The organism is Curtobacterium sp. 314Chir4.1 (assembly GCF_900215175.1).
GTDB classification, from domain to species: domain Bacteria; phylum Actinomycetota; class Actinomycetes; order Actinomycetales; family Microbacteriaceae; genus Curtobacterium; species Curtobacterium pusillum_A.
In genome coordinates this window covers 255,097-268,349 of the sequence record NZ_OCMI01000003.1, presented here as the reverse complement: position 1 = coordinate 268,349, position 13,253 = coordinate 255,097, and the positions used below count along the sequence as shown (strand labels likewise).

15 protein-coding genes and 1 tRNA gene are annotated in these 13,253 nt (G+C 71.0%); 9 read left to right on the top strand and 7 right to left on the bottom strand.

Features of this window, described 5'->3' with window-relative positions; translation table 11 throughout:
* Window positions 1-3: 3 nt before the first annotated feature.
* Both CRP27_RS10260 and CRP27_RS10255 read right to left on the bottom strand, forming a co-directional pair.
* Complete coding sequence (locus tag CRP27_RS10260; RefSeq protein ID WP_097180580.1) at window positions 4-876, bottom strand: N-acetylneuraminate synthase family protein; 873 nt, start codon at window positions 874-876, stop codon at window positions 4-6.
* Entirely contained in the window at window positions 873-1,583 is a 711-nt protein-coding gene (locus CRP27_RS10255; protein ID WP_097180579.1) for an acylneuraminate cytidylyltransferase family protein, read from the bottom strand. The genes CRP27_RS10260 and CRP27_RS10255 overlap by 4 nt, the downstream gene beginning before the upstream one ends.
* A gap of 158 nt (window positions 1,584-1,741) precedes the next feature.
* Between CRP27_RS10255 and CRP27_RS10250 the strand changes: the two genes are divergently transcribed.
* The 3 genes from CRP27_RS10250 (at window position 1,742) to CRP27_RS10240 (ending at window position 4,732) form a co-directional block, all read left to right on the top strand.
* Window positions 1,742-3,826 (top strand): glycosyltransferase family 39 protein, encoded by a 2,085-nt coding sequence (locus CRP27_RS10250; RefSeq protein ID WP_097180578.1) that lies wholly within the window; start codon window positions 1,742-1,744, stop codon window positions 3,824-3,826.
* Between the two features lie 258 nt (window positions 3,827-4,084).
* Window positions 4,085-4,645 (top strand): AAA family ATPase, encoded by a 561-nt coding sequence (locus tag CRP27_RS10245; RefSeq protein WP_097180577.1) that lies wholly within the window; start codon window positions 4,085-4,087, stop codon window positions 4,643-4,645.
* 14 nt (window positions 4,646-4,659) lie between these two features.
* Window positions 4,660-4,732: transfer RNA gene (locus tag CRP27_RS10240), tRNA-Arg, on the top strand.
* A 57-nt stretch (window positions 4,733-4,789) separates the two neighbouring features.
* On the opposite strand, the gene CRP27_RS10235 is transcribed toward CRP27_RS10240, so the two are convergent.
* Together CRP27_RS10235 and CRP27_RS10230 are read right to left on the bottom strand one after the other, a co-directional pair.
* Complete coding sequence (locus CRP27_RS10235) at window positions 4,790-6,076, bottom strand: hypothetical protein (protein WP_097180576.1); 1,287 nt, start codon at window positions 6,074-6,076, stop codon at window positions 4,790-4,792.
* 92 nt (window positions 6,077-6,168) lie between these two features.
* The gene (locus CRP27_RS10230; RefSeq protein WP_097180575.1) at window positions 6,169-6,435 is read right to left on the bottom strand and encodes a hypothetical protein; all 267 of its coding nucleotides are present in this window, start codon (window positions 6,433-6,435) and stop codon (window positions 6,169-6,171) included.
* A gap of 176 nt (window positions 6,436-6,611) precedes the next feature.
* Here CRP27_RS10230 and msrA point away from each other — a divergent pair, with 176 nt between their 5' ends.
* From msrA to CRP27_RS10215, 3 genes are all read left to right on the top strand, one after another.
* Window positions 6,612-7,139: a peptide-methionine (S)-S-oxide reductase MsrA gene (msrA, locus tag CRP27_RS10225; RefSeq protein WP_097180574.1), complete on the top strand. Its 528-nt coding sequence runs from the start codon at window positions 6,612-6,614 to the stop codon at window positions 7,137-7,139.
* 37 nt (window positions 7,140-7,176) lie between these two features.
* Complete coding sequence (locus CRP27_RS10220; RefSeq protein WP_079238537.1) at window positions 7,177-7,380, top strand: hypothetical protein; 204 nt, start codon at window positions 7,177-7,179, stop codon at window positions 7,378-7,380.
* Between the two features lie 118 nt (window positions 7,381-7,498).
* On the top strand, window positions 7,499-8,143 hold the full coding sequence (locus CRP27_RS10215) for a single-stranded DNA-binding protein (protein ID WP_097180573.1): 645 nt from the start codon (window positions 7,499-7,501) through the stop codon (window positions 8,141-8,143).
* A gap of 26 nt (window positions 8,144-8,169) precedes the next feature.
* Here the strand turns inward: CRP27_RS10215 and CRP27_RS10210 are convergent, their stop codons facing one another.
* Window positions 8,170-8,892 carry a hypothetical protein gene (locus CRP27_RS10210; protein WP_079238539.1) on the bottom strand — a complete coding sequence of 241 codons (723 nt, stop codon included), beginning with the start codon at window positions 8,890-8,892 and terminating at the stop codon, window positions 8,170-8,172.
* 162 nt (window positions 8,893-9,054) lie between these two features.
* Between CRP27_RS10210 and ettA the strand changes: the two genes are divergently transcribed.
* Complete coding sequence (ettA, locus tag CRP27_RS10205; RefSeq protein ID WP_097180572.1) at window positions 9,055-10,740, top strand: energy-dependent translational throttle protein EttA; 1,686 nt, start codon at window positions 9,055-9,057, stop codon at window positions 10,738-10,740.
* 29 nt (window positions 10,741-10,769) lie between these two features.
* Complete coding sequence (locus CRP27_RS10200) at window positions 10,770-11,225, top strand: thioesterase family protein (protein WP_097180571.1); 456 nt, start codon at window positions 10,770-10,772, stop codon at window positions 11,223-11,225.
* A 55-nt stretch (window positions 11,226-11,280) separates the two neighbouring features.
* Here CRP27_RS10200 and CRP27_RS10195 read toward each other — a convergent pair whose 3' ends face one another.
* Together CRP27_RS10195 and CRP27_RS10190 are read right to left on the bottom strand one after the other, a co-directional pair.
* Entirely contained in the window at window positions 11,281-12,138 is an 858-nt protein-coding gene (locus CRP27_RS10195) for an acyl-CoA thioesterase II (protein WP_097180570.1), read from the bottom strand.
* Between the two features lie 9 nt (window positions 12,139-12,147).
* The gene (locus CRP27_RS10190; RefSeq protein ID WP_097180569.1) at window positions 12,148-12,417 is read right to left on the bottom strand and encodes a hypothetical protein; all 270 of its coding nucleotides are present in this window, start codon (window positions 12,415-12,417) and stop codon (window positions 12,148-12,150) included.
* A gap of 111 nt (window positions 12,418-12,528) precedes the next feature.
* On the opposite strand from CRP27_RS10190, the gene CRP27_RS10185 reads away from it, so the two are divergent.
* Window positions 12,529-13,230, top strand: a complete 702-nt coding sequence (locus CRP27_RS10185; RefSeq protein ID WP_097180568.1) for a hypothetical protein — start codon at window positions 12,529-12,531, stop codon at window positions 13,228-13,230.
* Window positions 13,231-13,253: the final 23 nt, after the last annotated feature.

The following is a 13,253-nucleotide window of genomic DNA, read 5'->3' as shown; positions in this document are numbered from 1 at the left end:
CGGTCACGCTCCGACGCGGCGCAGCTTCGCGAGCGGTGCCCGCTCGCCAGGCATGACCCGCTTGACGCCGTCGCCGAGCGCCGTCTCGATGATGCGCACGTCGCGCGCCAGCGTCTGCAGCCCGTGCGGCTCGAGCGAGGCGGCGTGGTCGGAACCCCACATCGTGCGGTCGAGGGTGATGTGCCGCTCGACCGCGGTGGCACCGAGGGCGACCGCCGCGATCGAGATCTGCAGGCCGGGCTCGTGGCCCGAGTAGCCGACCGGCACGCCCGCGTAGCGGTTCGCGAGGGTGTCGATCATGCGGAGGTTCGCCTCCTCGGGCGGGAGCGGGTACGTCGACGTGGCGTGCAGGAGCACGAGGCGGTCGGTGCCGAGGGCCTCCACCGCGCGGTCGATCTGCTCCAGCGTCGACATGCCCGTCGACAGGATCACGGGCTTGCCGGTCGCGGCGACGGCGGCGAGCAGGCCGAGGTCGGTCACCGAGGCCGAGGCGATCTTGTACGCGACGACGTTGAGGTCCTCGAGGAAGTCCACCGACGGCTCGTCCCACGGCGACGCGAACCAGTCGAGCCCGCGCATCGTGGCGTGGTCGCCGATCTCGATGTACTGGTCGCGGTCGAACTCCACCCGGTAGCGGTACTCCAGGTAGGTCATCTCGCCCCACGGCGTCGACCGGGGCGTGTTCTTCATGTGCTCGGGCGTGGAGATCGCCGGCGTGCGCTTCTGGAACTTCACCGCCTGCAGCCCTGCGTCGGCCGCGACGTCGATGAGCCGCTTCGCGATGTCGACGTCGCCGTTGTGGTTGAGGCCGATCTCGCCGATCAGGTAGGCGGGGTGGCCCGCGCCGATCGTGGACGTGCCGATGGTGACCGTCATGGTGCTCCGTTCAGGACTGGGTCGAGGTGCGGCGCGAGGGCTTCGGCGACCGCGAGGTCACCGGGGTCGTCGATGTCGATCGCGCCGCGGGGGTCGACGACGACGAGTTCCACCCGACCGTGGAAGCGGTGGCGGTGCTGCCGGAAGGCCGCGGTCCGGAAGGTGTAGAAGGCGCCGGTCTCGCGGTACTCGGGCTCGCGGTCCTGGCGGCGCGGACGGACCGCGGCGTCGTGGTTCACGGCGCGGGCGGTACCGTCCTCGGCGATGCGCCAGAGGAAGGCGTGCGACGGTGCCGCCGCGAACACCGAGTCCGCGTGACCGTCCCGCACGCGTGCGACGGCGGTGTCGAGGTCCGCCGGGTCGGTGAACGGTGATGTGGCCTGCAGGAACACGACGACCTCGGGCTCCTCGCCCCCTGCCACCAGTTCGTCGAGGACGTGCAGCAGCGCCGACTCCGACGAGGCCTCGTCACCCGCCAGCTCGGTCGGCCGTCGGACCACACGGGCACCGGCGAGCGCGGCCTCGGCGGCGATCGCGTCGCCGTCCGTCGAGACGACCACGAAGTCGATCGACGTCGTGTCCAGCGCCGCCTCCACAGCACGGCGGACAAGGGACCGGCCGGCGACCGCGCGGAGGTTCTTCCCCGGGATCCCCTTCGACCCGGCACGGGCGGGGACGACCGCGACGACGGAACCGGTGAAGCGCATGTCCGGACGCTACGAAGCGCCGGTGACCCGGAAGCGAACACCAGGCAGACGCGCGCGGAACCGTTCCGGAACCCGCCCTGCGGAGCCGACCCGTGCCTCCCGGCAGTTGCACAGCGGTACCAACGGATGCCGAAAGCCGGCGCGGTGACCCTGGGACCATGAGCGCCACGTCCCGCACACCCGTCGTCCAGCGAGCACGCTGGGAACGCCCGGCGTTCCTCGGGCTGCTCCTCGCCACCGGGGTGCTGTACATCGTGGACCTCGGGGTGAACGGGTACGCGAACGCGTTCTACTCCGCCGCCGTGCAGGCCGGCAGCACGAACTGGGAGGCGTTCTTCTACGGGTCCTCGGACGCCGGCAACTCGATCACCGTCGACAAGCCGCCCGCGTTCCTGTGGGTCATGGAGCTGTCCGTGCGGCTGTTCGGCCTGAACTCGTGGGCGATCCTGGTCCCCGAGGCGCTCATGGGCGTCGGAGCCGTCGCGCTGCTGTACGTCATCGTGCGGCGACGGTTCTCGGCCGGATCGGCGCTGGTCGCCGGAGCCGCCCTCGCGACGACCCCGGTGGCGACCCTGATGTTCCGGTTCAACAACCCGGACGCGCTGCTCACCCTGCTCATGGTGCTGTCGCTCTGGCTCGTCCTGCGCGGTGTCGAGAGCGGGCGTGTGCGGTGGGTCGTGCTCGCCGGCGTCGCCGTCGGGATCGCGTTCCTGACGAAGCAGCTCCAGGGGTTCCTGATCCTGCCCGTGCTCGTCGGCGTGTACCTGTACTGCTCGTCACTGCCGTTCGTGAAGCGCGTCGTGCACCTGCTGTGGGCGGCGCTCGCCGTGGTCGTGGCCGGCGGCTGGTGGGTGGCGATCGTCGAGCTCGTACCGACCTCCGCGCGGCCGTACGTCGGCGGGTCGCAGACGAACTCGTTCCTGGAGCTGACGTTCGGGTACAACGGCCTCGGGCGCGTGACCGGAGACGAGACGGGCAGCGTCACCGGCGGTGGCGGGGGCGGTACCGCGGGAGCCGGCTCGTGGGGTGCCACCGGGCTCCTCCGACTGTTCGGCTCGGAGTTCGCCGGGCAGATCACGTGGCTGCTGCCGACCGCGCTCGTCCTGCTCGTGGCGTCGCTCGTCGCCCTCGGGTTCCGGCAGCGGACCTCGGCCCGGCTCGCCACGGTGCTCGCGCTCGGCGGCGCGCTGCTGCTCACCGCGCTGGTGTTCAGCTTCATGGGCGGGATCTTCCACCCGTACTACACGGTCGCCCTCGCCCCGTACATCGCCGGGCTCGTGGGGATCGGGGCCGGGCTGCTGTGGGAGCGACGCGGGTCGTGGTGGTGGCGGGGGACCGCGGCGTTCGCGGTCGTGGTGACCGTGGTGTGGCAGTGGCACCTGCTGACGGCGGCCTCGGGGTGGCAGCCGTGGATCCGGTGGGTGGTGCTCGTCGTCGGGGTGGTGACGGCGGTGGCGGTGCTCGTGCCGGTGCGGCGGGGTGGCGGGTGGGGAGACGTCCCTCCGATCGAGGCACCTGGTGGTGGCCGTCGGGAGCGGGGGCTGCCCGCTCGGTGGGGTCGGCCCGTCGGCGGCGTGGTCGTCGTGGGCGCGCTCGTCACGGGACTGCTCGGTCCGACGGCGTACTCGATCGACACCGTGACGACGGCGCACACGGGATCGTTGCCGTCGGCGGGACCGAGTGTGGCGGGGGCAGGGTTCGGCGGAGCGGGCGGCCGGGGCGGCTTCGGCGGTCCCGGGGGTGCGGGCCGGGGCTTCGGCGGTGGCGGTGGAGGGGCGGCGGCCGGCGGTGGTCCCGCTGGCGGTGCTGCGGCCGGCGGTCCGGGCGGGTTCGGCGGGCAGGGCGAGGGCGGCCGTGGTGGCTTCGGTGGGCGCGGTGCCGGCAGCCTGCTGGGCGGGTCGACCGACGTGGCGTCCGCGCTGCGGAAGGCGCTGCTCGAGGACGCGTCCGACTACCGGTGGGTGGCCGCCGCGATCGGTTCGAACAGTGCGGCGACGTACCAGCTCGCCACGGGGGAGTCCGTGATGCCGATCGGTGGGTTCAACGGGTCCGACCCGTCACCGACGCTCGCGGAGTTCAAGGAGTACGTGACTGCGGGCGAGATCCACTACTTCATCGCCGGGAGTGTCGGACGGTCGAACGGCGGGAGCGACGCCGCCTCGGAGATCTCCGCGTGGGTGGAGTCGAACTACACCGCGACGACGATCGGGGGCGTGACCGTCTACGACCTGACGGCCGGGTGACGTCGGGGCGGTGCCGCGGTGTCGAGACGCCGCGGTGCCGCGGTGGCCGTGCCCGACCGAGACGCCGCCGTGTCGCGCCCGACCGAGGCACCGCCGTGTCGGCGAGACGCCGCGGTGTCGGCGAGACGCCGCGGTGCCGCCGAGACGCCGCCGAACGGGGCGGTGTCTCGCGTCACCGCCGGCGTCCGACGGGACGCGCGGTGTCGCCCCCGACCGAGACACCGCGGGCGACGCACGACGCCGGGTTAGGGTCGAGGGATGCTCGGCGCTGACGACCCACTCGATCCGACCCCGCGGCGCATCCTGGTCGCCGGCACGACCGGCGTCGGGAAGACCACGACGGCCGGACGCATCGGTGCCGTGCTCGGCGTGCCGCACACCGAGATCGACTCGCTGTTCCACGGCCCGGACTGGGAACCGCGGGAGACGTTCGTCGCGGACGTCGAGGCGTACACGAGCGAACCGGCCTGGGTCACGGAGTGGCAGTACACGCCGGTACGAGCGCTGTTGGCCGAGCGAGCGGACACCCTGGTGTGGATCGACCTGCCGACACCGGTGGCGCTGTGGCGGCTGCTCCGCCGGACCCTCCGGCGACGACTGCGACGCGTCGAGCTCTGGAACGGGAACGTCGAGCCATCGCTCTGGACGTTCTTCACCGACCGGGGGCACATCCTGCGCTGGGGCATCCGGACCCGCAACGTCTCTCGGCGCCGCGTCCCCGAACTCGTCACGTCGGCGCCGCACCTGCGGATCGTGCACCTGCGATCGCAGCGGGAGGTCGACCGGTTCGTGCAGCACCTCGGCGGAGGCCGCGGATAGAATCGTGGCCGTCCGCCTCCGTAGCTCAGTGGATAGAGCAGGTGGTTTCTACCCACCGTGCCGCGGGTTCGATTCCTGCCGGGGGCACACACGACGAAGGCCGCCGTCCCGAGGGGCGGCGGCCTTCGTGCTGGAGACGGGGGACTACTCGTCGTCCTCCGCCGCACGACGACGGAGCTCGCTCGCGCTGATCGGCTGCGTGTACGGCGCCTCGGAGGTCTCGTTCGCGTCGGTCGGCTCGGCCGGTGCACCGGCGATGCGTGTCGGGACCGAGGTCGTGCTCGGAGCGGTCGGGGTCTCGGCCTTCCGGCCGTCGGCGGCAGGTGCACGGTTGACGTGCGCATCGGCCGAGGTCGGCTTCGCGACGGGCGGCGGAACCGAACCCGTGGTGCGGCCAGCCGGGGAGGTCGGAGCGGCCTGGTTCTGCTTCGCCCCGGCAGCGCGTGCGTCGTCCACCGCATCCGCGTTGTCGGCGTCGGAGTCCTTGCCGACCGGTGAACCGAGCGTCGGGCGGACCGGCGCCCCGGACAGTGGCGTGGTCGCACGGTCACCGTAGGCACGCGTCGTGTTCGCATCCGAGATCGGTGTGGTGGCGTTGGTGCCGTTCGTGTCGGAGATCGGCGTGGTGGCGTTCGGGTCGGCCGGAGTGGCGCCACGGGCGGTGCCGCCTCGGGTGACCGAGAAGCCGGCACCGGCGCCTGCTCCCGCGGCGGCGGGTGCGGCCGGAGCAGCCGATCCCGTTCCGGCCGCAGCCGACGGGGCGGAGGAGGTCGGGCCTCCGGGTCGCTGCGGAGCAGGCCGGAGCGACGTCGTGGTCGGGGTGGGGCGCTCGGCGGCCGGAGCCGGCGTCGTCGCGGGCGCGGCGGTGTCGGCCGGGGTGACCTGGTCGGCGTTCCAGTCCTGCTGGCGCTTGATGAGGTCGGCGTCGGGGTCCGGGGAGTCGAACTTCCAGCGCTCGAGGTCGCTCTTGAACAGCTTCCGGGCACGGCCGGGGCGCGCCTGCCACTCGAGGAGTCGGTCGCGGAACTCGGCGAGCGACTGGTCGGCCTGGAAGCTGAAGGTCGACGAGTTCTTCTTGATGTCGGCGATCTCGTGCTGCGTCCAGTTCGCGGCGAGCGGCGCGCCGACGACCGGGAGCAGGCGGAGGCGGATGTCGGCGTCCTCGGCCAGGTGGTCGGCGTAGGCGCGTTCGTCGTGCCCGAGCGATCCCCATGCCGCGGCCTTGCGCGCAGCGGAGACGATGCCCGCAACGGCTGCGTTGCGTGCCTCGCGCTCCTGCATCGCGACGACGCGCTTCGTCGCTCCGCGTCCGATGAGTGCCGCGATGACGCCGGCGACGACGATCGCGACGAAGGGGATGAGCGCTCCGGAGATCACTCGCCAGCCGTCGTCCGACGAGGTCCAGTCGGTCAGGTCGTTCCACCAGTCCATGCGCGCACCATACTCACGAAACGGTCAGGCATCGGGGAGATCGGTCGGCGTTCCGTACACCCGACCGGAGATGATTCCAATGTGGAACATCATCACCCCCAGCGCAGGCAGTCGACGGCGTCGTCGGCGGACCACACGTTGGGGAACTCGACGAACCGGCGCTCGGTCGACACGTACCGGCGGGCGCGGTACGCGGTCCCGCCGGCGACGTCGACCCGGTCCACGTAGCCGACGATCTCCCCGTTCGCTCGGGTCACGCGACTCAGGTCGTCGCGGACGTCGAGGATCCTGAGGTCACCGCGAGAACGGGCGACGGGCACGGTGCGGATCCGCAGTGCGGGTTCGGTCGTCGTGTGCATCGTGGTGCCTCCGGTTCGTCGTGCGTCTGGTCGTCCTGGGACGGACGCTACGGCGCACCACCGACACGCCGGGCGTCGACCAACCCTGTTGGGGAACGCCGACAGCACCAGGGGCGTTGTGGAGGACGATGCCGTGGTCGCGGCTCGCTCGAAGCCCCGGAAGGTAGGTTGAAGTCATGACCACGTTCGTGCTCGCAGGTGGATGTTTCTGGTGTCTCGATGCCGTGTACCGCACGCTCCAGGGTGTGCAGGACGTGGTGTCCGGCTACATCGGCGGTGGGGTGGAGAACCCCTCGTACGAGTTGGTCTGCACCGGGACGACCGGCCACGCTGAGGCCGTCGCCGTCACCTTCGACGAGGCGGTGATCCCCGCGGACGTGATCCTCGACGTGTTCTTCACGCTGCACGACCCGCGGCAGCTGAACCGGCAGGGCGCCGACGTCGGCACCCAGTACCGGTCGGCGATGTTCCCGGCAGACGACGACCAGAAGGCGCGGTTCGAGCGTGCGATCGAGCGCGCTTCGGACATCTGGGACGGTGGCATCGTGACCACGATCGAGCCGATGGGTACGTTCTACCGTGCGGAGGAGTACCACCAGGACTTCTTCGCGAAGAACCCCGGTCAGGGCTACTGCCTCGCGGTGGCGCTGCCGAAGGTGAACAAGGTCCGCAAGGCCTACAGTCAGTACATCCTGGCGTCCTGACACCCGGGCGTCGGGGCCACGAGGAGGTGGTCGAACGATGACGAACAACACCGGGACCTGGGTAGCGGTCGGACCGGCGGGAGCGGTGGGCAGCATCCACCGTGCCGACGGCGGCTTCCGGGTCGAGCTCTACGGTCACCGTGGCTCCGGCGGGACGTACCCGTCGCTCGAGTCCGCCAAGGGCGCGGTCCACGCGGCGCTCGGACCGCTCGCCGACCGGCCCGAGTTCCGGGCGCACTGACCCGTCCGGACCGGAGGTTCGGGGGACTTCTCCTCCACAGCTCACCTGTCCGAGACATCCAGTCACAGATCGAGCCCCGGGGTGCTTCCGCACCCCGGGGCTCGATGACGATCGACCCATGAACGACACCATCACCGTCTGCGGGATCATCGCCACCGAACCACGTCACCTCGTGACAGACACCGGCATCGCCATCACGAGCATGCGACTCGCCTCACCGTCGCGTCGCTGGGACCGCGCCACGTCCACGTGGACCAACGGCGCGACCAACTGGTACACCGTCACCGCCTTCCGGTCCCTCGCCGCCAACGTCCACCGGTCGCTGAAGAAGGGCGACCGCATCGTCGTCACCGGGCGGATCCGCATCCGGACCTGGGAGCGCGACGGCCGGGGCGGCACGTCGGTGGAGATCGACGCCGAGGGCCTCGGGCACGACCTCGCGTGGGGCATCAGCAACTGGGTCCGCGTGCCTCGGCACACGGGGGAGTCGACGGCTCCTCCGGGTGCCGCGCCGGTCGTCGACCTGCGGACGGGTGAGATCGGCGCCGTCCCGGGCGGGGCCGCCGACGACGAGCTCCCCGACGAGTCAGCCGCCGAACACCCCGACGACGGTCCGTCGAGGCTCCACGACGTCGGGGCCGCCGACCACGACGCACTCCGGTACGCGGTCACCGTCGACCCGGACGGGCCGGACCCGGACGGGCCGGACCCGGACGGTCCTCACCTGGACGGTGCCCACCCCGACGTGCGGGAAGCCGCGTGACGGGTCGCGTTCGCGTGGGCCGTGGGTCACCAACGCTGGGTGATCATCGCGATCCCCGCGACCTCGGTGGTGTCCCAGTTGCCGCCCTTGGGCAGCCCGCTGACACGGCCGTCCACCCAGAACGTCGCGCCCTGGACCGCCGGCGAGTTGGTCTGCCGTGCCTTCAGCCCGTGGAACGAGAAGTTCGGGTTCCAGGTGCCCTGCAGGCCGCTCACGCCCGGCTTGTTGCGGACGGTGATCTTCACGTCGCGCATCGACGAGTGCACGACGTCGCCGTTCAGGCGGCCGTTCCCCTCGACGTTGAAGAAGAGTCGGCCCTTCAGGGTCAGCCCGACCGCGGCGATCGTGTGGCCGTTCGCGAAGAACGTGCCGACGTTGTTCGGGTAGAACCGCAGGCCGACGGGTGTCACGTTGTGGGTGGCCGGGCCGAGGTAGCCGTACGAGAACTTCCCGTTCTGCACCCGCTCCCAGATGAACCGCGGCGCGCCCTTGCTCACGGTGGACCCCTTGTCGGACTGGATCCCGACCGAGAACGCGTTGTTGTAGGCGTCGTGGACGTTGATGTACGACGAGTACCCGGTGCCGGACCCGCCCTCGGTGATGTTCGCCGTGTACTCGACGAGCGGGGTGCCGTGCGGTGCGACCGTGGCGGCCGAGGCCGTGGCGCCCGTGGGTGCGATGGCGCCGACGACGAGTGCGATCGCCCCGATGACGGGGAGCGTGATGCGGTGGAGTCGTGTCCTGGACATGTCCCTGGTCCTGATCCTGATCCTGATCTGCGTGCGCCTGTTCCGTGCACGTGCGACGAGGCCTCTGGTGGGAGGCGAGGCCACGGTACGTCGAAGTCGGCAAGCGCAACAGCCCCCGTGCGCGTTCCGGCGTGCGGGTGCTGTCGGTAGACTCATCCCGATATGGCTGAGTACATCTACCAGATGGTCCGCGCCCGCAAGGCGGTCGGCGACAAGCTGATCCTCGACGACGTCACGATGTCGTTCCTCCCCGGCGCCAAGATCGGCGTCGTCGGACCGAACGGTGCGGGCAAGTCGACGATCCTGAAGATCATGGCGGGTCTCGACCAGCCGTCCAACGGCGAGGCGAAGCTGACCCCCGGCTTCACCGTGGGCATCCTCATGCAGGAACCCGAGCTCGACGAGTCGAAGACCGTGCTCGAGAACGTGCAGGAAGGCGTCGGCGAGATCCACGCCAAGGTCACCCGCTTCAACGAGATCTCCGCGTTGATGGCGGAGCCGGACGCCGACTTCGACGCCCTCCTCGCCGAGATGGGCACCCTGCAGGAAGAGATCGACGCGGCCGACGCGTGGGACCTCGACTCGCAGCTCGAGCAGGCCATGGCCGCGCTCCAGTGCCCGCCCGGGGACGAGCTCGTCACGCACCTCTCCGGTGGTGAGAAGCGTCGCGTCGCGCTCTGCAAGCTCCTGCTGCAGAAGCCCGACCTGCTCCTCCTGGACGAGCCCACCAACCACCTCGACGCCGAGTCCGTGCTCTGGCTCGAGCAGCACCTGCAGCAGTACCACGGTGCCGTCCTGGCCGTGACCCACGACCGGTACTTCCTCGACCACGTCGCCGAGTGGATCGCCGAGGTCGACCGCGGTCGTCTCTACCCGTACGAGGGCAACTACTCGACCTACCTCGAGAAGAAGCGCGCCCGACTCGAGGTCCAGGGCAAGAAGGACGCCAAGCTCGCGAAGCGCCTGTCGTCCGAGCTCGACTGGGTCCGCAGCAACACGAAGGGTCGCCAGGCGAAGTCGAAGGCCCGTCTGGCCCGCTACGAGGAGATGGTCACGGAGGCCGAGCGCACGCGCAAGCTCGACTTCGAGGAGATCGTCATCCCCGTGGGTCCGCGCCTGGGCTCGCAGGTCATCGACGCCGACAAGCTGCACAAGCGGTTCGGCGAGCGCGTCATCATCGACGACCTGTCGTTCACGCTGCCCCGCAACGGCATCGTGGGCGTCATCGGCCCGAACGGCGTCGGCAAGACCACGCTCTTCAAGACGATCGTCGGTCTCGAGCCCCTCGACGGCGGCACGCTGAAGATCGGTGAGACGGTCGACATCTCCTACGTCGACCAGAGCCGTGGCGGCATCGACCCGAACAAGAACCTGTGGGAGGTCGTGTCCGACGGGCTCGACTACATCCAGGTCGGCAAGACCGAGATCCCGTCGCGTGCCTACGTCTCGCAGTTCGGGTTCAAGGGCCCGGACCAGCAGAAGCGTGCCGGCATCCTGTCCGGTGGTGAGCGCAACCGTCTCAACCTGGCGCTCACGCTCAAGCAGGGCGGCAACCTCCTCCTGCTCGACGAGCCGACGAACGACCTGGACGTCGAGACCCTGGGCAGCCTCGAGAACGCACTGCTCGAGTACCCGGGCTGCGCCGTGGTCATCACCCACGACCGGTGGTTCCTCGACCGCATCGCGACGCACATCCTCGCGTGGGAGGGCCTCAACGAGGACGGCACCCCGAACTGGTACTGGTTCGAGGGCAACTTCGAGGCCTACGAGGAGAACAAGATCGAGCGCCTCGGCGCCGAGGCCGCGAAGCCGGGCCGGGCGACGTACCGCAAGCTCACCCGCGACTGACCGTGGCGCGATTGCACGCTCCCATCCGCATGCGGTGGAGCGACATCGACGCCTACGGTCACGTCAACAACTCCGCGATGCTGCGTCTCCTCGAGGAGGCGCGCATCGTGGGGTTCTGGGGGCCGGACCCGGACGAGTTCGCGTCGGACGGGTCCATCCCGGAGCCGATCATCGACGGTCGTCCGGGGTCCGGGACGATGACGGTGATCGCGGGCCAGCGGTTGGAGTACCTGGCGTCGATCCCGTACTTCCGGCAGCCGCTCGACATCCAGATGTGGATCGGGCGGATCGGGGGTGCGAGCATCGACGTCTCGTACGAGGTGTGGGCACCCGTCGGGCACGATCCCGCGGTGCTCTACACCCGCGCGACCACCGCCCTCGTGATGGTCGACGCCGCCAGCAACCGGCCACGGCGGCTCACCGAGGCGGAGCGTGCGGCGTGCGCGCCGTACACCGAGCCGGCGGTCGAGTTCTCCCGCCCGTAGGCGGGGCGGGCCAGCCACACGACCGGGCGGGCCAGCCGCACGACCGGGCGCCGCGTCAGCGCGGGATGCGCATCATCCCCTCCTGCGCGACCGACGCCAGCAGCCGACCGTCCTGCGCGAACATCCGGCCGAACGCGAGTCCCCGACCGCCCTGCGCGCTCGGGGACTCCTGCGTGTAGAGCACCCACTCGTCGGCGCGTCCGTCGCGGTGCCACCACATGGCGTGGTCGAGGCTCGCGCTCTTCACCCCCGGTGTTCCCCAGGCGACACCGTGCCGACGCATGATCGGTTCGAGGATGGACAGGTCGCTCGCGTACCCGAGGACCGCACGGTGCAGCGCCGGGTCCTCCGGCAGGTCACCCTCCACGCGGAACCAGACAGCCTGGTGTGGCACGTGCTCGCCCTGCACGTCGACGAACACGGGCCCCTCGACGTGCCGGAGGTCGATCGAGCGCTCGGCCCACGCTCGTGCGACGGGGTGGTCGATCGCGGAGAGGATCGACGCTGCCGACGGCAGGGACTCCGGCGCGGGGACGTCCACGGGGAACGGGTCCTGGTGCTCGACGCCCTCGTCGGGCCGTTGGAACGACGCGATCATCGAGAAGATCGGGACGCCGCGTTGGTACGCCTGCACCCGCCGGGCGGCGAAGGACCGGCCGTCGTGGATGCGCTCCACGCCGAACGTGATCGGCACGTCGATGTCACCGGGGCGGAGGAAGTACCCGTGCATCGAGTGGATGTCCCGGTCCTCGATGGTGGCCTGCGCGGCGACGATGCACTGCGCGAGGACCTGACCGCCGAAGACACGGCCGCCGGGGGACCAGTGGCTCGCGCCGGTGAGGATCGTCTCGCCCGTGCTCGCGCCGGTGTCCTCGAGTCGGAGGGTGCTGAGGAAGTCCGGTTCGCGGTTCACACGAGCAGTCTACGAACGACGCCGTGCGGGAGCGGTCGGCACCACCGAGCGTGCGACGGCCCACGCGACGACGGCGAGCAGCGCGCCGACGACGCTGCACACCCAGGCACTCAGCAGGTTGGTCCACAGCGACGGCGCGGCCATCCAGAACAGGAAGTTCGCGGTCGTCGCTCCGCCGAGCCCGAGCAGGACCGCGATCCGGCGCTCCATGCTCGGGACGGCCAGTGCCGTGGTGACGACGAGGACCGAGACGACGAGGTTCGCGAGCAGGAGCACCATGGACGCCAGCGTCGTCGGTGCGCATCGGTGTGTGCCCGGCACCGGCAGGGAGCGGACCGTGAGGTCGCCCAGCCCCCGCTGACAGGGGCGCCCGGTAGGATCCGTCGTGACATGGGCACCTCGTTCACGCTTCCCGACGCAGCCTCCCTCGGAGACCTCCGTACCTACCTCGGACGGGCCGCCCGCATCGAGGACGGATCCGTCCGCCTCATCGCCGACTCGGGCGTCCTGGCGGTGTACACCGCGATCCTCTACCCGATCGGTCTGCTCGACGAACTCCCGACGGTCCTCGGGCTCCGGACGTTCTCGCTCGCGCAGCCGGCCACGATCGACGCCGTCGTGCCGCTCGCGTCGCTCCAGGAACGCCTGCGTCTGCTGGCCGAGGCGCACGACGCCGAGCACGCCGAGGGTGCGGACCCGACCCGTGCCACCCCGATCGAGGTCGAGCTCCCGCACGAGGTCCACACCGTGACGTGGGCGGCGATCTCCCCGCCCCGCGGCGGGTGGGTCCCGCTGCCGGACGTCTCGCCGGAGCACCTCCGCCGTGCCGCGCGGGACGGCATCGCCGAGGTCGCCGACGCGGTGCCGTCGAATGCGGGCGAGGCGATCGTCCGGAAGATCCGCGCCGAGGTGTGGGGCCGTCCGGTCGCGGGCATCGAGCACGTGCCGGCCGGAGCCGGGTTCGCGGGGGAGAGCCTCGGGTTCCTGGGGCACGACCCCGTCCGGCTCTTCGAGACCGGCCCCTGGAGCCGCCTGACGACCAGCCGTGGTCACGTCCTCGTGAAGCGTCGGGCCTGGACCCTCACCCTCTAGGCAGCGTCCGCCGAACGCAGCGT

Excerpts from the sequence above, each read along its gene's own strand:
- CRP27_RS10260 (WP_097180580.1), bottom strand. The coding sequence starts at position 876 with ATGACGGTCACCATCGGCACGTCCACGATCGGCGCGGGCCACCCCGCC.
- CRP27_RS10255 (WP_097180579.1), bottom strand. The coding sequence starts at position 1,583 with ATGCGCTTCACCGGTTCCGTCGTCGCGGTCGTCCCCGCCCGTGCCGGG.
- CRP27_RS10250 (WP_097180578.1), top strand. The coding sequence starts at position 1,742 with ATGAGCGCCACGTCCCGCACACCCGTCGTCCAGCGAGCACGCTGGGAA.
- CRP27_RS10245 (WP_097180577.1), top strand. The coding sequence starts at position 4,085 with ATGCTCGGCGCTGACGACCCACTCGATCCGACCCCGCGGCGCATCCTG.
- CRP27_RS10235 (WP_097180576.1), bottom strand. The coding sequence starts at position 6,076 with ATGGACTGGTGGAACGACCTGACCGACTGGACCTCGTCGGACGACGGC.
- CRP27_RS10230 (WP_097180575.1), bottom strand. The coding sequence starts at position 6,435 with ATGCACACGACGACCGAACCCGCACTGCGGATCCGCACCGTGCCCGTC.
- msrA (WP_097180574.1), top strand. The coding sequence starts at position 6,612 with ATGACCACGTTCGTGCTCGCAGGTGGATGTTTCTGGTGTCTCGATGCC.
- CRP27_RS10220 (WP_079238537.1), top strand. The coding sequence starts at position 7,177 with ATGACGAACAACACCGGGACCTGGGTAGCGGTCGGACCGGCGGGAGCG.
- CRP27_RS10215 (WP_097180573.1), top strand. The coding sequence starts at position 7,499 with ATGAACGACACCATCACCGTCTGCGGGATCATCGCCACCGAACCACGT.
- CRP27_RS10210 (WP_079238539.1), bottom strand. The coding sequence starts at position 8,892 with ATGTCCAGGACACGACTCCACCGCATCACGCTCCCCGTCATCGGGGCG.
- ettA (WP_097180572.1), top strand. The coding sequence starts at position 9,055 with ATGGCTGAGTACATCTACCAGATGGTCCGCGCCCGCAAGGCGGTCGGC.
- CRP27_RS10200 (WP_097180571.1), top strand. The coding sequence starts at position 10,770 with ATGCGGTGGAGCGACATCGACGCCTACGGTCACGTCAACAACTCCGCG.
- CRP27_RS10190 (WP_097180569.1), bottom strand. The coding sequence starts at position 12,417 with ATGGTGCTCCTGCTCGCGAACCTCGTCGTCTCGGTCCTCGTCGTCACC.
- CRP27_RS10185 (WP_097180568.1), top strand. The coding sequence starts at position 12,529 with ATGGGCACCTCGTTCACGCTTCCCGACGCAGCCTCCCTCGGAGACCTC.